This window comes from Streptomyces griseorubiginosus (genome assembly GCF_001514195.1).
Taxonomy (GTDB): domain Bacteria; phylum Actinomycetota; class Actinomycetes; order Streptomycetales; family Streptomycetaceae; genus Streptomyces; species Streptomyces griseorubiginosus.
Genome location: NZ_KQ948740.1, coordinates 85,542 through 104,822, shown reverse-complemented (window position 1 = coordinate 104,822; position 19,281 = coordinate 85,542). Strand labels below are relative to the sequence as shown.

The following is a 19,281-nucleotide window of genomic DNA, read 5'->3' as shown; positions in this document are numbered from 1 at the left end:
GAAGGGTGTGGTGAACCCGTGGATATTTCGTCTCCGGAGGATCAAGCCTTGCGGAGACAACTCCCGTGCAGTAATTACGTGGTGCATGAACTTGTTCAACCGTGGCACCATGTTCCGCCGCTCGGAACCCGCCGACGCCTCCGCACCCCCCACCGGGTCGTCGGCCACTGCCACAGCCGTCCTTCCGAACCCCGGACTGGCGGCCCTGACAGGGGAGTGGGCCATCGACCCCGCGCACAGCAGGATCGGCTTCTCCGTACGCCACGCCATGGTCACCACCGTGCGGGGCGCCTTCCTGGAGTACCAGAGCCGCCTCTACTTCGACGGCCGCGACCCGTCCAACTCCCAGGCGGAGATCATCGTGTCCACCGGCAGTGTCGACACCGGGGTGGAGCAGCGCGACGCCCACCTGGTGGGACGCGACTTCCTGGACTCCGCGCGGTATCCGCGCATGCGGTTCGCCAGCACCTCCGTCGAGGTCGCCGGACCCGACGTCTACCGGATGACCGGTGATCTCACCATCAAGGCGGCCACCCGCCCCGTGGTCCTGGAACTGACCTACATAGGCCATGTCACCGACCCGTTCGGCTACCAGCGCGCCGGCTTCGACGGCACCACCACCATCAACCGCTCCGACTGGGGCCTGACCTATGACAGCAAGCTCGCCGAGGGCGGCGCGATGGTCAGCGAGAAGGTACGCCTCCAGTTCGACATCGCCGCGATCCGCACCCCTCCGGTCGGCTGACCGCGAAGCGGGCCGCGCACTCGATCCGAGTCCGCGGCCCGCTCAGCCTCCGGTCACCGTCCGCGCACCAGCCCCGCCAGATAGCGCCACAGCGACGAACGCGGGCGTACGGCGGCCCCGTCGGCCGGGTCGGAGCCGGCCGGGGCAGCAGGGTGCGGAGCCTGGGGCACCGGCAGGGCCGGCGCGTCCGAGAGGGTGTACCGCACCGGCAGTGAACGCAGCCCGCGCATGAACGGCGAGGACCGCCAGGGCAGTTGGTCGACCGGCAGCGACAACTCCAGCCCGGACAGCCGCTCGAAGAGCCTGCTGACCCCGATCGACGCCGCCCCACCGGCCAGTTCCCGGGCCGGACACTGCCGGGGCCCGGCACCCCAGGACAAGTGCGCGCGGGTGCTGATGGTCGACTCGGGGCAGACCTTCGCCGCGAACGCCGGATCCGCGTGCGCGGCCCCCACGGACACCCACACCGGGTCCCCCGCGGCGATCGTGTAGTCGCCCAGCTTCATGTCGGCGAGCGGGAACCGCGGCACGAAGTTGATCAGCGGCGGCTTCTGCATCACCACCCGGTTCATGGTCTCCCGGATCAGCCCGGCCGACAGGCTGGCGCTCGCGGGCAGGTTCCCGGTGATGACCTCGACGACCGTGTTGGAGATCAGGATGCCGACGTGGTCCGACGTCATCCCGAGCAGCATCATCAGCTCGCGGGACAACTCCTCGACGCTCAGGCCGGGATGGGAGGCCAGCAGATAGGACGGGAAGTCGTCGCCGGGCTCCTTCATCTTCGACTCGCCGAGCTCCGACAGCGTGGCCAGCAGCCGCTCCAGGGCCGGTCCCGCGTCGGGCCCGGCGTCCAGCACCCGCCACATGTCCATCAGCGCGTCGTCGTGCTGAGAGCCGGGGAAGCCGAGCAGATGACTGGCGACCATGAGCGGCAGCGGCCGGGAGAACTGCGCGGACAGGTCCGCCCAGCCGGTGGGACCGCCCTGGGTGAACAGCGTGATCAGTTCGTCGGCGTCCCGGGTGATCTTCGCCTTGAGCTGCTTGGCCACCGGGTGCCGGGGGTCCTGGAAGGGCCGGAGCGCGGTGTCCCAGGCCACCTTCAGCCCGCGGTAGCCCTCGCCGCCCTGGATCAGCACGTGGTTGACTTCCAGCGAGGGCGCCAGCGGCCAGTCCGCCGGGAGCCGGCCCTCCCGTCGCGCCCGCCAGTTCTCCAGCCCCTTCGGCCACGCGTGGTCGTCCCGGAGCACCTCCAGCGCCTCCTCGTAGCCCAGGACGAGCCAGACGGGCACTCCCAGCAGGTCGACCGGCGCCACCGGACCGTGGGTGCGGCGCAGCCGCTCGTACACGATCGCCGGATCGCGTTCGTAGTCGCGGGTCATGAGCGGTTCGAGGCTCATGGACTCCAGCGACCCGTGGCCGGCTGCCGAGCCGCTGTTCAGTTGGACCCCCATGGCTTCCTTCCCTCGGTCGGGCGGTACGCCAGAGTAATGTGACCCCCCGCACTGGTCTCATGGCGGGGGGTGATTACCGGGCCCCTCGCTCGTGGCGGCCGGGGCGACCACGAACGGCACCGCCCGAGGACGGTGCCGCCGCTGTCCGAAGTCGCCGCCTACGGGGTCCACTTGATGTTCGGGTTGACCTGGCCGGTCCAGTTGAACACGGCCATGTTGTCCCAGCCGTCGCCGCTGCCCGAGATGTTCGTCGGGTCCCAGCCGTTGCCGGTCACCGCGTACCAGGTGGGCTCCCAGTAGAAGACCCCGATCGCGCCGTTGCTGCGGGCCGCGTTCTGCACGGCGGTGAAGTTGTCCGCCTGGCCCTGCCAGCTGAGCGGGTACCCGGAGCAGCCGCTGGTGATGGAGTTGGCGGTGCCGTCCGCGTTGGCCGAGGTGAACGGGTAGGCCGTCTCGGCGATGACGACGTCCTTGCCGTAACGGGACTTCATGTCGGCCACGACACTGCCCATGTTGGCGATCGTGCCGTGCCACGGGCAGTAGTACGACAGCCCGGTGATGTCCCAGTTGACGCCCTTGGCCTTGATGCCGTCGTAGAACCAGCGGGCGTTGGCGTCACTGTCGGCGTCGGCGGTGTGGATGATCACCCGGGTGCCGCTGTTGCACGCCTTGGTCGCGTTGTAGCCCGACTTGAGCAGCAGGGAGAGGTTGGTGAAGTCGTTGTTGACGACCTTGCCCTCGTTCCACAGCATGCCGACGTTGATCTCGTTGCCGATCTGCACGCTGTCCGGGGTGGTGCCCTGGGACTTGAGGCTGTTGCAGACGTCGTACGTGTAGTTGTAGACGTCGGTCTGCAACTGGCCGATGGTGTGGCCGGCCCAGGCCGCGGGCTTGTTCTGGTTGCCAGGGTCCGCCCAGGTGTCCGAGTAGTGGAAGTCGACCAGCAGCTTCAGCCCCTTGGCCTTCACCTGCTTCGCGTACGACAGCACCTTGGCCTTGTTGTTGTAGCCGCTCGCGGGGTTGTTCCAGACGCGCAGGCGGACGTAGTTGACGCCGAGACCCTTGAGGATGTCCAAGGGGTCCCTGGCGGTGCCGCTCGCGTCGTAGTACTTGGCCCCGAGGTCGAGAGCGCGCTGGGCGGTCGAGACATCGGCACCGAGCATGGTGAGGGAGCCCGCGGCGGAGGCGCTGGTAGGCGTGGTGAGCAGGGATGCGGGCAGGGCGAGGGCCGCCGCCAGGAGCAGGGCGGCTCTCACGAGGCGGCGCGGACCTTCGACGGTCATCCCGACCTCCTTGTCTGACATGACCACGTGGTCAGGTTCTGGGAACGTTCACGGTAGGAGGTGCGGATGGCACTGTAAATACATGCGTCAAAGGCACTCTTGCCAGGCTGAAGGGGTCCATGAAGGTGTCTCAGGCTGTGCACGTGCACAAATCAAGTGCGGTGATCAGCACGTCCGGACAGAATGCCCACCATGATCAACGGCTCGCGCACCCTCCACGACCGCCTCGGCGCACAGCCGCGTCCGACCGGCCTGGCACTGGCGCCGGACGGCACCCGTCTGATCCTCTCCGTGCAGGTCCTCGACGACGGGGGATCCCGGTACACGTCAGAGTTGTGGGAGGTGGATCCTGCGGGCGAGAAGGACCCTCGCAGGGTGCCCGGCTCCCAACAGCACGACTTCGCCCCCGCGTTCGCCGCGGACGGCACCCTGCTGGTCCTCTCCGGCCGCGACTCCGGCGAATCCGGGGAGGAGCCGGGACCGTCCCTCTGGTCGCTCTCCGCGCACGGTGCGGCCGAGCGGATCGCCCATCACCCGGGCGGGATGACGGCGTTCACCGTCGCCGCCCGCGCTGCCGCCCTCGCCTGGACGGCCGCCCTGCTGCCCGGCGCCGAGGACGCCCGCACTCACGCGGACCTCCTGCGGCGGCGGCGCCACGCCGGTGTCGGCGCCGTCCTGTACGAGGTGCCCCCGGGCGGCGACGGGGTGGAGCTCGGCCCCGCCGAACCCCACACCTTCGTCCGCGCCGGGCAAGCCGAACCGGTCGACGTGGGCGGTCAGGGCCAAGGCATCGACGGCGCCGGGGACTTGGCCCTCTCGCCCGACGGAACCCTGGTCGTCTTCACCCGGGCCCCCACGCCGGCCGCCCCCGACACGAACACCGTGGTCATAGCCGACGCCCGTACCGGCGAGCGGCACCACGCCCTGTCCCGCCCCGGACACCAGTACTACAGCCCGGTGTTCACCGCCGACGGCACCCGCCTGGTCTGCGAACGGCAGCAGGAGGAGACGTACGACTCCGAGTGGCAGGTCACCCTCGTCTCCTTCGACCCCGTGTCCGGCGAGGAGACCGACCTGCTGCCGGACTTCGACAACTGGCCGTGGCCCGGAAGGCCGGTCTGCTCACCGGTCCCGGGCGACACCACGCTGTGGTTCACCGGCGACGAACAGGGCCGGCGGCCGGTCTTCCGCCGTGCCCCGGACGGCACGGTCACCCGATTGACCGCCTCCGGCGCCTACAGCTCCCTGTGCGTGACGCCCGACGGCTCCACCCTCTACGCCCTGCGCAGCACTCTCGACAGCGCCCCGCACGTGGTCCGGCTGGACGCGGCCGAGGCGGACCAGGAGCCCGAACTCGTCGCAGCGCCGGGTGACCTCGGCCCCCTGCCCGGCACGCTGACCGAGGTGCACGCGACCGGGGACGACGGCTTCGCCCTGCGCGGCTGGCTCGTCCTGCCCGAGGGGGCCACGGCCGAGCACCCGGCGCCGCTGCTCGTGATGGCCCACGGCGGGCCCCAGGGCTCCTGGAGCGACTGGCCCTGGCTCTGGAACCCCTGGCCGTTCGTTGCCCGGGGCCACGGCGTGCTGCTGCCCGACCCGGCCCTGTCCTCCGGGTACGGGCAGCGCATGCAGGAACGCGGACGCGGTGACTTCGGCGGCCGCCCGTACCGCGACGTCATCGCGCTCACCGACGCCGCACTGGCCCGCGCGGACCTCGATCCGCACCGGACGGCCCTCGCGGGCTGGTCCTACGGCGGTTACCTCGCCAACCGGGCGGCCACCCGCACCGACCGATTCAAGGCACTCGTCTCCCACTCCGGACTGTGGAACCTGGAGTCCCTCCAGGCCGCCACCGACCTGCACGCGTACTTCCGGAAGATCTTCGGAGACCCCCGCGTCCGCCGCGAGCGCTACGAGGCCGACTCGCCCCACCTGGACGCGGCGGCGCTGACGACACCGATGCTGGTCGTGCACGGCGGAGCGGACGCCCGGGTGCCCGAGGGCCAGTCCCGGGAGCTCTACCACGAGCTGCAACGCCAGGGCGTGCCCACCGCGTTCCTGTACTTCCCCGACGAGTCCCACGGCGTCGAGGCCCCGGGACAGTTGCGGCTCCTCTACGAGACGGTCCTCAACTTCCTTGACCACCACGTCCTGGGCGAGAAGTGGCGACGCCCGGAGCTTTTGTGACGCCGGGTCAGATCTCAGGTGGGGATGCCCAGGTCGGCGACGACCGAGTCGGCGCGGACGAAGACCGACACCGGGTACTGCTCGTCGCAGTACTTGTTGCCGGACGACACGATGCCCACGACCTTGCCCCCGCTGATCAGCGGACCGCCCGAGTCGCCGGGGCAGATGCTGTCCGTCGTGCCCGGCCGCGGCATGCCGCACAGCATCTTCGCGGGGTCGGTGTCGGGGTCGGTGTACGGCTGACAGTCGGTGACGGGCGACAGAACCAGCTTGGCCCGCTTGAGCCGGGTACCGCTCTCCCCGGGCCCGGTGCGTCCCCACCCGACCACGGTGGCCGTCCGGCCGTCGGCCACCAGCTTGCCGTCCTTGGGACCGGCCACTGGGATCGTCCGGTACGGCATCGGCCGGTCCAGGGTGAGGACGGCGGCGTCGTAGACGTGACCGGGGGAGCCGTACCGGGAGTCCAGCCGGTAGGACGCGATCTTCCGTTCGGTTCCGCCGGTGCCGTCCACATGCGTACGGCCTCCGATGATCCGCAGCGCGGACACGTCACCGGCGTTCACCACGCAGTGGGCGGCGGTGAGGACCTTGGTGGGTGCGATCAGCGAGCCGCCGCAGAACTGGTTGCCGTCGAGCTCGATCAGCATGGCGTACGGCCGCGCCCCGGTGGTGGTCGGGCCGCCGCCCTTGATCGCGGATGCGGGAGCGGCGGTGGACCAGAGCGCGGCCGCGGTGAGCACGGCGGTGGTGGCGACGGCGACGGCGGCGCGGGTTCCGGCGCGAGCGGAACCGCGGAGGCGTACGGTCATGATGTTCCCCCTGAACTACGGCGCGCGAGACCCGACTTGGCCCCGCACGGTGTGGTCGGTGGGGAGGACGAGCCGAGAAGACGCAGTGGTTTCACACGACACACGATTTCTGTCCCGCACGATCACCGACGCCCGCAGGAGGCTGGTCATGCCGAAGGACCGCCCATGGAACCGCGCCGCGTACACCCGGGCGGCCGCCCTCGACGACCTCGACCTGGACAACGCCCGTGACGAGGAGGTCCGTCGCTACTGCCTCCAGCGGGCGCGCGCCTTCCTCGCCAGGGCCGAGGACGAAGAGTCGGCGATCAACAGCCGCCAGCAGCTGGAGATCGCCTCGCAGTACGCGACGATCGCGCAGGCCTTCCGACGGGAACCCGACCTCCCCTGACTCCCGGATCAGGCAGGACGCAGCCGCAACGTGAGGATCTGGAACGGGCGGAGCGTCAGCCGAACGCCCCCCTCGGCCTCCTCGTGACTCGCCTGATCATCCACCGTACGCTCCAGCAGATCCGTCACCACGGCCGAGGCCAGGGGGAACCCGGTGCGCAGAGTCGCCGCCGCCCGAGTGCCGCGCGACTCGTAGAGCCGTACGATCACATCCCCGCTGCGGTCGTCGGCGAGCTTGACCGCCTCGACGATCACGCCCTCGTGGTCGACCGAGACCAGCGGGGCGACCGTCGCACTGCCCGGCAGCACTCGCTCGGGCAGATTGAAGCGGTACCCCTCGCGCCTCGCGTCGGTGACGTCGGCGCCGATCAGCAGGGCGTAGGCGAGCCGGTGGGTGCCCTGGTCCTGGTCGGGGTCGGGGAAGCGGGCGGCGCGCAGCAGGGAGAGGCGGACCGTGGTGGTCGTACCGCCGTCGGGGCGGACGTCACGGGTGACGTCGTGGCCGTAGGAGGAGTCGTTGACCAGGGCGGCTCCCCAGTCGGGCTCGCCGACGTGCAGGAAGCGGTGCGCGCAGGTCTCGAACTTGGCCGCGTCCCAACTGGTGTTGGTGTGGGTGGGGCGCTCGACATGGCCGAAGGGGATCTCGGCGGTCGAGTGGGCGGCCCGCACGTCCAGGGGGAAGGCCACCTTGAGGAACTTCTCCCGTTCGTGCCAGTCGACGACGGTGTCGACGACCAGCGTGCGGGAACCGGCCGGCAGCGACAGGGTCTGCTCGATCCGCGAAGCGCCGAAGACCCGCACCACACGCACCGCGGTTCCGGTCGCCGTCACCGACTCGGCGGCGGTGAGGTCGCGGACCGTGTTGCGGTAGAAGACGTCGACGTCCCAGGCGTCCCACTGGTTCGGGAAGTCCTGATGCAGTTGGAGCAGGTTGCCGACCGCGCCGGGGGCCAGCGCCTCCCGGTCGGCCGTGAGGTCGTAGGTGGAGGTGATCAGGCCGTCGGCGTCCACGACGATGCGGACCAGACCGTTGTCGAGGACGAGCCCGTCGCCGTCGGGCCGCGGGGGCGTGGCCGGAGGGACCGTCTCGGGGCGCAGGCATGCCCCGAGGGCCGCGACGCCGCACCGGGCGTGGGGCGCGGAGTTGAAGACGATGGTGCCCTCGGGCTCTCCGGCCAACGCCTCCTGAGCCGACCTGATCAGCTCCTCCAGCTCCCGTGTCACCGCCGCGTACGTCTCCTCCGCCTCCCGGTGCACCCAGGCGATCGAGGTGCCGGGCAGGATGTCATGGAACTGGTGCAGCAGCACGGTCTTCCACAGCCGGTCCAGCGCGTCGTACGGATAGGCCTCTCCGTGCCGTACGGCCGCTGTCGCCGCCCACAACTCCGCCTCGCGCAAAAGGTGTTCGCTGCGCCGGTTGCCCTGCTTGGTGGCGAGCTGGCTGGTCAAGGTGCCGCGGTGCAGCTCCAGGTACAGCTCTCCCGACCACACCGGTGCGCCGCCGTTCGCCTGGTACTCGGCGTGCGCGCGCCGGAAGAAGTCCGCCGGCCCCTCCAACTCGACACGGGGCGCGCCCTCCAGGTCCCGGAGCCGGTCGGCGCGCGCGAGCATCTCGCGGGTGGGGCCGCCACCCCCGTCGCCGTAACCGAAGGGGATCAGCGAGTGGCCGGAGCCGGACTTGTCCCGGAAGTTGCGTACGCTGTGGGCGACTTCGGCGCCGGACAGCTCGCCGTTGTAGCTGTCGACGGGCGGGAAGTGGCTGAAGATCCGGGTTCCGTCGATGCCCTCCCACCAGAACGTGTGGTGCGGGAACCGGTTGGTGGAGTTCCAGGAGATCTTCTGGGTCAGGAACCACTTCACCCCGGCCAGCTTCATCAGCTGCGGCAGGGCCGCGTTGTAGCCGAAGGTGTCCGGCAGCCACATCTCCTCGGTCTCGACGCCGAACTCCTCCAGGAAGAACCGCTTCCCGTGCACGAACTGGCGCACCAGGGCCTCGCCGCCGCTGATGTTGGTGTCCGGCTCCACCCACAGACTGCCCGTCGGCAGGAACTGCCCGGTCTTCGCCTTCTCCTGCGCCCGCGCGTACACCTCCGGCCGGTGCTCCTTCAGCCAGGCGAGCTGCTGCGCCTGGGACATCACGAACCTGAACTCCGGGTGGTCGTCCATGAGCTGGGTGACGTTGGAGACCGTGCGGGCCACCTTGCGGACTGTCTCGCGCAGCGGCCACAGCCAGGCGGTGTCGATGTGCGCGTGCCCGACCGCGGAGATCCGGTGGGCGCTCGCGTGCGCGGGGGAGGCCAGCACGGGGGCGAGGGCGGCCCGGGCGGCCCGCGCGCTGCCGCTGACGTCCTGGAGGTCGACGGCGTCCAGGGCGCGTTCGACCGCCCGCAGGATCTGCCAGCGGCGCGGGGAGTCCGGGGACAGCTCCGGCATCAGCTGCTGCAACACCTCCAGGTCCTGGACGAGTTCATGCACCTCCCGGTCGAACACGGCCAGATCCAGCCGCCGCAGCCGGTAGAGCGGTTCGCCGGGGTCCGCGTCCGGGTCGCCCAGCCAGGGCGCCCGGCCGCCCACCGACGTGGGCCCGAAGGTCAGCTCGCCCGGAGCGGTGTGCATGACGACCGGGTTGGCGGCGGCCTCGATGTGGACCGTGAACTCCTCGCCGCCCACCGCCCGTTCGGCCACCGGCAGCCAGGTGTTGCGCGGATTGAGCGCCTTCACGGCACTGCCGTCGGGGCGGTAGACCAGCCCCTCGGCGGAGAAGCCCGCCGAGTGGGTCGCGAACCCCAGGTCCAGTACGGCCTCGACCGTCTCGCCCGCCCACTCGGCCGGGATCGTGCCACTGACCCTGAACCAGCTCGTCGACCAGGCGGGCCCCCACCGGTCGCCGACCCGGGCCGGACGGTAGGGAGCGGCCAGTCCCTCGGCGACCGGCACCGGCTCACCGGCGACGCTCCACACCGCCACGTCGAGGGGGACGGACCGGGCGTGCACGGCGGGCCGTATGCGCTCGTCGAGCACGCGGGCGAGCCGCTGTTCGGTCAGGTCACGGTCGTTGTGCATCACGTCTCCGTACAGGTGGGGGGAGTCAGCCCTTGAGCGCGCCGCCGAGCGCGAAGCCGCCGCCGAGCTTGCGGGCCAGCAGCAGATAGAGCAGGACGACGGGCATCGAGTAGAGGAGGGAGAACGCCGACAACTGCCCGTACTGCGTCTGGTCGTGGGCGCTGAGGAAGGTGAACACGCTGACCGAGGCGGGGAGTTTCTCCGGCGACAGCAGCAGGATGAAGGGGACGAAGAAGTTCCCCCACATGCCGATGAACGTGAAGATGGTGACCACCATGACGCCGGGCCGCATCAGCGGCAGGACCACCCGCCACAGCACCTGCATGGTGTTCGCGCCGTCGATACGGGCGGCCTCCTCCAGGACGATCGGGACACCGTCCATGAAGTTCTTCATCAGCCAGATCCCGAACGGCAGCGCGGACGCGGCCAGGAACAGGGTCGTCCCCGGCATCGAGTCGATCAGGTTCAGCTGCACGAACATGCTGTAGACGGGGATCATCACGGCCGTGATCGGCAGCCCCGTGGAGAACAGGATCGTGTAGAGGAACGGCCGCCGCACCCGCGACCGGTAGCGGGAAAGTGGATAGGCGCACAGGACGGACGCCACCACGGTCACCGCTGTGCCGAAACCGCACAGCAGCAGGCTGTTGAGCATCGGCCGGTAGGTGGTGTCGACGTTGAGCACCGCGTCGAAGTTGTCGAGCGTGAGCGCCGAAGGCCACTTCAGCCGGAAGGAGTTGGTGTCGCTCACCGAGGCCAGCAGCATCCACAGCAGCGGCAGGACGTACAGCACGGACACGGCGAGCAGGACCAGGTTGACGGAGAGGCGCCCGGGGCGCACCCGGCGCCCGCGTGGGCGACTCGGCGCCACCGGGGCCTTGTCCACCGTCCTCGCGGGGGGAGTGGCTACGGCGGCCATCAGTCCTCCTCCAGTTTCAGCAGCCGGATGTACACGACGGAGAACAGCGCGCCGACCACCAGCAGGACGAGCGCGATGGCGGTGCCGTAGCCGATCAGGCTGTTCTGGAAGGCCTGTTGGTACATGAAGATCGGCAGCGTCTCGCTCTTGTTGCCCGGGCCGCCGCGGGTCATCGTGTAGATCAGCCCGAAGACGGACAGCGTCTGGAGCGTGATCAGCATCAGGTTCGTCAGGATCGACGGCCTGATCACGGGCAGGACGACCCGCCACAGCCGCTGCCAGGGACCCGCCCCGTCCATCTCGGCGGCCTCCACCAGCTCCTGGGGCACGTCGCTGATGGCCGCGGTGAAGACCATCAGGGAGAACGCGGTGCCGCGCCACACGTTGGCCAGGCACACCGCGAGGATCGGCATCGTGTACAGCCAGTTCTGGTCCGGCAGATGGAGCGCGTCCAGCAGCGAGTTGAGCGAGCCCTCGTTGTAGAAGAAGGCGTACATCAGATAGCCGGCGACCACCTCGGGCAGCACCCACGCGGCGATGACCACCCCGTTCACCACCGCCCTGACCGGCTTGGTCGCCTTCTGCATCAGGACCGCGAGCGCGAGCCCGAGGGTGTTCTGGCCGACCACCGCGGAGCCGACCACGAACACCAGCGTGAGCCACATCGCGTTGAGGAAGTCGGTGTCCTTCAGCGCCCGGGTGAAGTTGTCGAGGCCTGCGAAGTGGGTGCCGGAGGCCCCGGTGAGCTGCATGTCGGTGAACGCGTAGTACACGCAGTACGCGATCGGGCCGGCCAGGAACACCGCCAGCAGGACCACGGCCGGGACCGTCGGCAGACCCCGCAGCAGGGAGCGGACGACGGGGGTGGGCGCCCCGCGGGACCGGCGGCCTGCGCCGGTCCCGTGAGGCGCCGGGGCGAGGGCGGTCACGAAGTGCCCTCCACGGTCTTGTCGTCGCCCACGGCTGCCTTGACATCGTTATCGAACGTCGAGGCGGCCTTGTCCACGGAGGCCTGACCGGTGGTCACCGACTCCATGGCCTTCTGGATCGCGGTCGACACCTGGTTGTACTCGGGCAGCCCGGGCCGGTAGTGGGTGTCGGCGACCAGCTCGGTGAAGAACTTGTTGGTCGGCACCGAGTTCAGGTACGCCGGGTCGGAGGCCACGTCCGTGCGCACCGCGATGTTCGCGTTGGTCACGTTCCACTTCGCCGCGTTGGTCTTCGTCTGGAGCGTGGTCGACAGGAACTTCCAGGCCAGGTCGGGGTTCTTGGCCTTCGCCGGGATCGACCAGGCCCAGCCGCCCGACATGCTGGTGCGGCCCGGCGCCTGACCGTTCTGCGTGGGCATCGCCGCGGTGCCCATCACCGACTGCCACTGCTTCCACGGCTTGGCCGCCGCGTCACTCCAGTTGTTGGGCATCCAGGAGCCGTCTATGTCGATCGCCAGCTTGCCCTCGGGGATGAGTTCGGTGCCCACGGCGGTGCCGAAGTTGGCGCCCAGCGCCTGCTCCTTCGACGGGCCGAGACCCTCGCTGTACACGGTGTGCACGAAGTCCAGCGAGTCCTTGAAGCCCTGGCCGCCCACCACCCACTTCTTCTGCGAGGCGTCGTAGAGCGACTTGTCGGCGGCCGGGGTGCCGTACAGCAGCATCTCGAAGCCCTGCATGGAGGACGCCTCGCCGCCCGCCTGACCGGTGTAGAGGTTCAGCGGGGTGACGCCGGGCAGCTTCGCCTTGATCTTCTTGGCGGCGGCGATGACGTCGGCCCAGGTCTTGGGCTGCCAGGGGACCGGGATCCCGGCCTTCTGGAGGAGCTGCTTGTTGTACCAGATCCCGCGGGTGTCGGTGTCGTCCGGCACGGCGTAGACCTTGCCGTCGGAGGCGCCGGTCACCGCGCCCTTGGCCGCCTTGGCGTACTGCGACCAGTCGGCCCACTTCGCGGTGTAGGCGTCCAGCGGCTTGAGGTAGCCGCCCGCGATGTCGGAGTTGATCAGCGCGGTGTCCTCGTAGACCAGGTCGGGCGCGGTCGCGGGGGAGCGCATCATCAGCTGGAGCTTGGTGTAGTAGTCGTTCTCGGAGGCGACCACCGGGACGAGGGTCACCTTGGTGCCCGGGTTGGCCTGGGTGAACTCCTTCACCATCGAGGCGAGGAAGGTGGCCTGGAGCTTGTTGGTGCTGTCCAGGTTCTGCCAGTAGACGACCTTGATGGACTTGGCCGAGCTGCCTGACGAGCCCGAACCGCAGCCGGCGACGGCCAGGGCGGTGGCGGCGGTGAAGACCGCGGTGGTGACGATTCTCGAGCGCACAGTGGTTCCTCCGGGACGCGAAACCTGAGGGAAAGCCGCGAGTTTTCTGGGGCCGTAAGGCCAGGCCGACGGCGCCCCACGCTCGGCGCCACCTTGCGCTGACTGGCCTGGAAGGCCGGATTTTGTGGGCGTCAGCTAAATCCATTTGATGGATGAAGTCAATGCTTCGAGTATGTAAACTTTCGCCCTGGGGCGCCGCCGGGCGGCGGAGGTGAGGGGATCAGATGACGATGCTCAGCGGGACCAATCTGCCGCGGGTCGGCGGCTACAACCAGGCCGTGGTCCTGGACGCCATCCGCACCACCGGCCAGGTGAGCCGGGTCGAGCTGGCCGCGCTCACCGGCCTGACCAACCAGACCGTCTCCAACGTCGTCCGCAAGCTCCTCGACGCCGGCCTGGTCGCCGAGTCGGGGCAGGCCCCCTCCAGCGGCGGCAAGCGGCGCACCCTGCTGACCCTGCGCGCCGAGGGCGCCTGCGCGGTCGGCGTCCACCTCGATCCCGACGCCGCCGTCATCGTGGTGGTCGACCTGGCCGGCCAGGTCATCGGCAGCCGCCGCCTGAGACTCACCGACCCCGGCGACCCGGCCGACGTCGTGGACCGCGTCGCCCGCACCACCGGACGCCTCCTCGACCGCAGCGCCGTGGACCGCGCCCGCCTCCTCGGCCTCGGCATCGCCGCGCCCGGCCCCCTCGACGGCACCACCGGCGCGGTGGTCTCACCGCCGAACTTCCCCGGCTGGGGCCGCGTGCCCCTCGCCGACATGTTCGCCGAGGCCACCGGTCTGCCCGTCGCCCTCGACAACGACGCCACCGCCGCCGCCATCGGCGAACGCTGGATCGGCGGCGCCGACCGGGCGGGCAGCTTCCTCTTCCTCTACCTCGGCACGGGGGTCGGCGCCGGGATCGTCCTCAACAACACCGTCCTGCACGGCGATTCGGGCAACGCGGGCGAGTTCGGGCACATGGCGGTGGAACCCGGCGACCGGGTCTGCCACTGCGGCGCCCTGGACTGTCTCGGCCCGTACGCCAGCCCGGCCGCGATCATCGACGACCTGCTCCGCCTGCACGGCCGCGCGGCCGCCGACCGGATCGGCCTCACCGGCACGCCCGACGCCGTGCACGACGACTGGAAGGCCCTGCGCCGAGCGGCCCGCGCGGCCGACGCCGACGCCTGCGATGTCGTACGACGGGCCGCGCGCCGCATCGGAGAAGCCGCGCGCGGCGCCGCCAGCCTCCTCGACGTCAGCCGGGTCGTCCTCGGCGGCGAGGCACTGCGCGGCATCGAACCGATCATCCGCGAGGAGGTCGAGTCCGCCGTCAACCGCACCTCCGTCGCCCGTACGATCCGGCCGGTCACCGTCGAACAGAGCGTGATCGGCGAGACGGTGGGCGCGGTCGGGGCGGCGTCACTGGTACTGCACGGAAACTACGCGCCGGGGTGGCGGATGCTGACGGATGTGACGGGCTGAAGTGTGAGGCCGGTGCTCATCGAGTCGGAAGGGGACTGCAAGCCGGTCAGGACTCCGGGCCCCTGGGGTTCGTAGGGCCAGACAGCGACGCACACCGACGCCACCCCGCCCCGCCCCACGGCTGCAACGCGTGGCTGTAGTGCGTCGGCACCAGGGCCCCTTGCCGAACGGTCCCGGTGCACCAGGGGAAGACGGCGGCGCAGGACGATGTCCGGGCGGATGCCGGGAGGAAGGGTTGGGGGCGTGCGAATCCCGCATGTTCCCGTTCCTACCGGTGTCTGGAGTGATCAACAGGTGGCTGCTTTTCTTTACCGGATCGGACGGTGGGCCTTCCGGCGGCGCCGGCTCGTGGGCGGACTGTGGCTGGGAGCCCTGCTGCTGGCGATCGCGGCCGCAGCCCTGGCACCGGCCGCGGAGGACGAGGACCTCTCCATGCCCGGCACCGAGTCGCAGAAGGCGTTCGACCTGCTCGACCAGCGCTTCCCGCAGAGCAACTCCCAGGGCGCGGAAGCCCGTCTGGTGTTCCAGGCCCCGGACGGGCAGCGGGTGACGGCCCGGCAGAACAAGGCGGCCGTCGAGGACGCGCTCGGCTCGCTGGACGGGGGCCCGCAGGTCGCGTCGACCACCGACCCCTATGAGAGCGGTGCCGTCAGCGAGGACGGCACCATCGCCTACTCCACGGTCACCTACACCGCGGACGCCGTCGACCTGACCGCGCAGACGAGGACCGCGCTCGAGAGCGCCGCGGGCCAGGCCCGGGACGCCGGACTGACCGTGGAGATCGGCGGCTCGGCCCTGGACGCGGAAGAGGCGATGGGCGGCACGACGGAGATCATCGGCGTGGTGGTGGCGGCCGTGGTGCTGGTCCTCGCCCTCGGATCGCTGGTCGCGGCCGGACTGTCGCTGCTCACCGCCTTCGTCGGCGTGGCCATCGCCTTCGGCCTGGTCTCCGCGCTGGCCGCGCCGCTGGGCCTGACGTCCACCGTCGCCATCCTGACGCTGATGCTGGGCCTCGCGGTCGGCATCGACTACGCACTCTTCATCACCTCCCGGTTCCGTGACGAGCGCGCCCGGGGCGTCGACCCGGAGGAGGCCGCGGGCCGTGCGGTGGGCACGGCCGGATCCGCGGTGGTCTTCGCCGGCGCGACCGTCTTCATCGCGCTGGTCGGACTGGGAGTCGTCGGAATCCCCGAGCTCACCAAGATGGGTCTCGGAGGAGCGGGAGCCGTGGCCCTCGCCGTCCTCGTCGCACTGACCCTGGTGCCCGCCCTGTTCGGATTCTTCGGCCGGCGGGTGCTGTCCCGCGCCGTCCGCAAGGCCACCCGCCCGGGAGGCACCCACCCGGCAGCCGCCGGGGGCTGGCCCGGTCTCGGCACCCGCTGGGCGCGGTTCGTGCTGCGCCGCCCGGTGGCCGTGCTCATGATCACCGGACTCGGTCTCGGTGCCGTCGCCCTCCCCGCGCTGAGCCTCGAACTCGGGCTGCCCGGCGACGAGTCCAAGTCGGTGGAGACCACCCAGCGCCGCGCCTACGACCTGCTGTCCGAAGGGTTCGGCCCCGGCTTCAACGGCCCCCTGACCGTGGTCGTCGACATGTCGGGGTCCGCGGACACCCGGGCCACCGCGGACCTGGTCGTCAGCATGGTACGGGCGGTCCACGGGATCGCGTCGGTCGGTGAGCCGGTGCTCAGCCGTACCGAGGACACCGCCGTGCTCACCGCCGTCCCACGGACCGCCCCGAACAGCGGCGAGACCAAGGACCTGGTGCACACGCTCCGCGACGCCGCCTCCGGTGTGGAGGTCGACACCGGCGCCGACGTGCTGGTGACCGGCACCACCGCGATGAACATCGACATCTCCGAAGCCATGTCCGACGCCCTCGTTCCCTATCTCACCGTGGTCATCGGCCTGGCGGTGCTCCTGCTGACGGTGGTCTTCCGCTCGATCCTGGTCCCGGTCAAGGCCGCGCTCGGCTTCCTGCTGTCCGTGGGGGCCGCCTTCGGTGTCCTCGTCGCCGTCTTCCAATGGGGCTGGGCAGCCGGTCTGATCGGCGTCGAACAGACCGGACCGGTCATGTCGCTCATGCCGATCCTCATCATCGGGATCGTCTTCGGCCTCGCCATGGACTACGAGGTCTTCCTGCTCAGCAGGATGCGCGAGGCCCACGTCCACGGCGCGTCCCCCGGCGAGGCGATCGTCAGCGGCTTCCGGCACAGCGGACGCGTGGTGGCCGCCGCGGCGATCATCATGACCAGCGTGTTCGCCGGATTCATCGGGATGAGCAACCCGACCATCCAGACGATGGGCGTCGGCCTCGCCGCCGCCGTCGCCTTCGACGCCTTCGTGGTCCGGATGGCGATCGCCCCCGCGGTCCTCGCCCTGCTCGGCCGCCGGGCCTGGTGGCTGCCCCGTATCCTCGACCGTGTGCTGCCGAACGTGGACATCGAGGGTGAGGCACTGAGCGGTCATGTCCCGGGCCCCGCGCGCGAGTCGGACACGTCGGTACGACAGCTGCCGGTCGGCCGGGACTGAGCCGGCCATGACGACGAGTGGCGGCGGCCCGCGACCACGGGGCACGTGGTGGCGGGAGGGAGCGATCACGGCGACGGCGTTCGCGCTGTGCCTGCTCGGCGGTATGGTGCAGGACGACGGCAGCAGGCTCTCGGCGCCCACTGCCGCCGCCTGGCTCCTCGCCCTGGTGACGTGTGCCGTGCTGCCGTTGCGGCACCGGGCGCCGCCGGCCGTCATGGCGGCCACGACCGTGGGGGCGGTCCTGGGGCCGTCCCTGGGCCTCCTGCTGAGTCCGCTCCTCGTGGTGCCCACGGTGATCGCCGCCTACTCCTACGCGCTCACCGCACGCACCGAACGGCGTGCGGCGAGCGCGGTGCTGCTCATCTCCGCGGCACTGCTGGTCGCCTCCGCCCCCTTGCTCGGGGCCCTGTCGTGGCAGGACGCGAGCAGGGTGGCACTGGTGGCGGCGTTCCCGGTGGTGGCCGGTGTGCTGGGGCACTCGGCGCAGAACCGGCGGGCCTACCTGGCGGCCGTGGAGGAGCGGGCCCGGCGGGCCGAGGAGAGCCGGGACAGCGAGGCGCGCCGCAGAGTGGGCGAGGAACGCGTGCGCATCGCGCGGGAACTGCACGACCTGGTGGCGCATCAGATCACCCTGGCCAACGCGCAGGCCACGGTCGCCGCCCACCTCTTCGACAGCCGCCCGGAGCAGACCCGCAAGAGCCTCAAGGAGCTCGTGGAGACCACCGCCGTCGCGCTCGACGACCTGCGGGCCACGGTCGGTCTGCTACGGCAGTCCGGGGACGCGGCCGCGCCCGCCGAACCGGCACCCGGGCTGTCCCGGCTCCCCACGCTCCTCGATTCCTTCCGCCGCGCGGGTCTGGAGGTGTCGTTGCACCAGGAGGGCACGGCCAGGCCGCTGCCACCGGGAGTGGACCTGACCGCCTATCGCATCGTCCAGGAAGCCCTGACCAACGTGACCAAGCACGCCGGCACCGGCAGCGCCCGGGTGGGCCTCGTCTGGAACCGCGACCGCGTGACGGTCACCGTCGCGGACGACGGAGGAGGTGCCCGGCCGGCCGCCACCTCGGCCAGGACGTCTCCGGCGTCCACCGGGTCTACGGCGTCCACCACGACCACGGTGTCCACCGCTTCTACGGCGTCGCGCGGGTCCGCTGTCGGGGACCGACCGCCCGGTTACGGCCTGATCGGCATGCGAGAACGTGCCCTCGCCGTCGGCGGCCGGCTCTCCGCGGGCAGCCGCCCCGAGGGCGGCTTCCTCGTCTCCACCGAGCTGCCCCTCCCACCCGCCAAGGACCCGTTGTGACCCTCCGCGTGTTGCTCGCCGACGACCAGGCCCTGCTCCGAGGCGCCTTCCGGCTGCTGCTGGAGTCCGCCGACGACATCACCGTGGTCGGTGAGGCCGCCGACGGCAGGGAGGCCGTGCGACTCACCCGTCAACTGCGCCCCGACGTGGTGGTCATGGACATCCGGATGCCCGAGGTGGACGGCCTCACCGCCACGTCGGAGATCTGCGCGGACCCGGAACTGCGTGCCAGCCGCATCCTGATCCTCACCACCTACGAGACCGACGAGTACGTCGCCCAGGCGCTGCGCGCGGGAGCCGGCGGCTTCATCGGCAAGGGCATCGGCGCCGAGGACCTGCTGCACGCCGTGCGGACGATCGCCGACGGCGACACACTTCTGTCACCCGCCGCGACCCGCTCCCTGGTCGCCCGTTTCCTGGCCACACCGGATGACGCCCCGTCGCACGACCCGGAGCAGCTCGCCGTGCTCACCCCACGCGAGCGCGAGATGGTGGCCCTGGTCGCGACCGGTCTGTCCAACCAGGAGATCGCCGAGCGGATGTTCCTCAGCCCCTTCACCGTTCGGGCCCATGTGCAGCGCGCCATGACGAAGCTGGGCGCCCGCGACCGCGCGCAACTCGTCGTGATCGCCTATCGGACGGGGCTGGCCCACACCGGCCCCGACCGCACGCCGTAGCACTCCACACACCTCCACGGCAGCCAGAACAGCACGTGCTCCTGCGCGCATGACGGCGCGGCGCCCGTATCAGCCATGCCCCCGTGCTGACTCCCCTCAACGACTTCCCACCACCCACTCACCACCACCCCTGAAAGGGATACGCATGTCCAAA

14 protein-coding genes are annotated in these 19,281 nt (G+C 70.7%); 7 read left to right on the top strand and 7 right to left on the bottom strand.

Annotation, left to right across the window (positions count from 1 at the left end):
• The first annotated feature begins 85 nt into the window (after positions 1 to 85).
• Positions 86 to 745 (top strand): YceI family protein, encoded by a 660-nt coding sequence (locus AQJ54_RS28500; RefSeq protein ID WP_062030685.1) that lies wholly within the window; start codon positions 86 to 88, stop codon positions 743 to 745.
• A gap of 53 nt (positions 746 to 798) precedes the next feature.
• Here AQJ54_RS28500 and AQJ54_RS28495 read toward each other — a convergent pair whose 3' ends face one another.
• Both AQJ54_RS28495 and AQJ54_RS28490 read right to left on the bottom strand, forming a co-directional pair.
• Positions 799 to 2,196: a cytochrome P450 family protein gene (locus AQJ54_RS28495; RefSeq protein ID WP_062030687.1), complete on the bottom strand. Its 1,398-nt coding sequence runs from the start codon at positions 2,194 to 2,196 to the stop codon at positions 799 to 801.
• Positions 2,197 to 2,354: 158 nt separating this feature from the next.
• Complete coding sequence (locus AQJ54_RS28490) at positions 2,355 to 3,479, bottom strand: glycoside hydrolase family 53 protein (RefSeq protein ID WP_107121161.1); 1,125 nt, start codon at positions 3,477 to 3,479, stop codon at positions 2,355 to 2,357.
• Positions 3,480 to 3,671: 192 nt separating this feature from the next.
• On the opposite strand from AQJ54_RS28490, the gene AQJ54_RS28485 reads away from it, so the two are divergent.
• A complete protein-coding gene (locus tag AQJ54_RS28485; RefSeq protein ID WP_107121166.1) occupies positions 3,672 to 5,666 on the top strand; it encodes a S9 family peptidase in 1,995 nt (664 codons plus the stop codon).
• 14 nt (positions 5,667 to 5,680) lie between these two features.
• Here AQJ54_RS28485 and AQJ54_RS28480 read toward each other — a convergent pair whose 3' ends face one another.
• Positions 5,681 to 6,475 carry a S1 family peptidase gene (locus AQJ54_RS28480; RefSeq protein WP_062242007.1) on the bottom strand — a complete coding sequence of 265 codons (795 nt, stop codon included), beginning with the start codon at positions 6,473 to 6,475 and terminating at the stop codon, positions 5,681 to 5,683.
• Between the two features lie 148 nt (positions 6,476 to 6,623).
• Here AQJ54_RS28480 and AQJ54_RS28475 point away from each other — a divergent pair, with 148 nt between their 5' ends.
• Positions 6,624 to 6,863, top strand: coding sequence for a hypothetical protein (locus AQJ54_RS28475; RefSeq protein WP_062242005.1), 240 nt, complete (start codon positions 6,624 to 6,626; stop codon positions 6,861 to 6,863).
• A gap of 8 nt (positions 6,864 to 6,871) precedes the next feature.
• Here AQJ54_RS28475 and AQJ54_RS28470 read toward each other — a convergent pair whose 3' ends face one another.
• Genes AQJ54_RS28470 through AQJ54_RS28455 form a run of 4 tightly spaced genes read right to left on the bottom strand, consistent with a single transcriptional unit; the run spans position 6,872 to position 13,149 of the window.
• Positions 6,872 to 9,925 (bottom strand): alpha-mannosidase, encoded by a 3,054-nt coding sequence (locus AQJ54_RS28470; RefSeq protein WP_062242003.1) that lies wholly within the window; start codon positions 9,923 to 9,925, stop codon positions 6,872 to 6,874.
• Positions 9,926 to 9,950: 25 nt separating this feature from the next.
• Positions 9,951 to 10,844, bottom strand: coding sequence for a carbohydrate ABC transporter permease (locus AQJ54_RS28465; protein ID WP_107121160.1), 894 nt, complete (start codon positions 10,842 to 10,844; stop codon positions 9,951 to 9,953).
• Positions 10,844 to 11,773, bottom strand: a complete 930-nt coding sequence (locus AQJ54_RS28460) for a carbohydrate ABC transporter permease (protein WP_062242001.1) — start codon at positions 11,771 to 11,773, stop codon at positions 10,844 to 10,846. Before AQJ54_RS28460 ends, AQJ54_RS28465 begins: the two co-directional genes overlap by 1 nt.
• Positions 11,770 to 13,149 carry an extracellular solute-binding protein gene (locus tag AQJ54_RS28455; RefSeq protein ID WP_062241999.1) on the bottom strand — a complete coding sequence of 460 codons (1,380 nt, stop codon included), beginning with the start codon at positions 13,147 to 13,149 and terminating at the stop codon, positions 11,770 to 11,772. Before AQJ54_RS28455 ends, AQJ54_RS28460 begins: the two co-directional genes overlap by 4 nt.
• Before the next feature lie 224 nt (positions 13,150 to 13,373).
• Here AQJ54_RS28455 and AQJ54_RS28450 point away from each other — a divergent pair, with 224 nt between their 5' ends.
• The 4 genes from AQJ54_RS28450 to AQJ54_RS28435 all read left to right on the top strand — a co-directional run bounded on the left by AQJ54_RS28450 (position 13,374) and on the right by AQJ54_RS28435 (position 19,127).
• A complete protein-coding gene (locus AQJ54_RS28450; RefSeq protein ID WP_062241997.1) occupies positions 13,374 to 14,618 on the top strand; it encodes an ROK family transcriptional regulator in 1,245 nt (414 codons plus the stop codon).
• Between the two features lie 294 nt (positions 14,619 to 14,912).
• Positions 14,913 to 17,147 (top strand): MMPL family transporter, encoded by a 2,235-nt coding sequence (locus tag AQJ54_RS28445; protein WP_062241995.1) that lies wholly within the window; start codon positions 14,913 to 14,915, stop codon positions 17,145 to 17,147.
• Positions 17,148 to 17,154: 7 nt separating this feature from the next.
• Complete coding sequence (locus AQJ54_RS28440) at positions 17,155 to 18,450, top strand: sensor histidine kinase (protein WP_062241993.1); 1,296 nt, start codon at positions 17,155 to 17,157, stop codon at positions 18,448 to 18,450.
• Positions 18,447 to 19,127, top strand: a complete 681-nt coding sequence (locus tag AQJ54_RS28435; protein ID WP_062241991.1) for a response regulator transcription factor — start codon at positions 18,447 to 18,449, stop codon at positions 19,125 to 19,127. Before AQJ54_RS28440 ends, AQJ54_RS28435 begins: the two co-directional genes overlap by 4 nt.
• The last annotated feature ends 154 nt before the right edge of the window (positions 19,128 to 19,281 follow it).

Coding starts and splice junctions, on each gene's coding strand:
- AQJ54_RS28480 (WP_062242007.1), bottom strand. CDS start 6,475: ATGACCGTACGCCTCCGCGGTTCCGCTCGCGCCGGAACCCGCGCCGCC.
- AQJ54_RS28450 (WP_062241997.1), top strand. CDS start 13,374: ATGACGATGCTCAGCGGGACCAATCTGCCGCGGGTCGGCGGCTACAAC.
- AQJ54_RS28470 (WP_062242003.1), bottom strand. CDS start 9,925: ATGCACAACGACCGTGACCTGACCGAACAGCGGCTCGCCCGCGTGCTC.
- AQJ54_RS28475 (WP_062242005.1), top strand. CDS start 6,624: ATGCCGAAGGACCGCCCATGGAACCGCGCCGCGTACACCCGGGCGGCC.
- AQJ54_RS28500 (WP_062030685.1), top strand. CDS start 86: ATGAACTTGTTCAACCGTGGCACCATGTTCCGCCGCTCGGAACCCGCC.
- AQJ54_RS28465 (WP_107121160.1), bottom strand. CDS start 10,844: ATGGCCGCCGTAGCCACTCCCCCCGCGAGGACGGTGGACAAGGCCCCG.
- AQJ54_RS28495 (WP_062030687.1), bottom strand. CDS start 2,196: ATGGGGGTCCAACTGAACAGCGGCTCGGCAGCCGGCCACGGGTCGCTG.
- AQJ54_RS28440 (WP_062241993.1), top strand. CDS start 17,155: ATGACGACGAGTGGCGGCGGCCCGCGACCACGGGGCACGTGGTGGCGG.
- AQJ54_RS28490 (WP_107121161.1), bottom strand. CDS start 3,479: ATGACCGTCGAAGGTCCGCGCCGCCTCGTGAGAGCCGCCCTGCTCCTG.
- AQJ54_RS28485 (WP_107121166.1), top strand. CDS start 3,672: ATGATCAACGGCTCGCGCACCCTCCACGACCGCCTCGGCGCACAGCCG.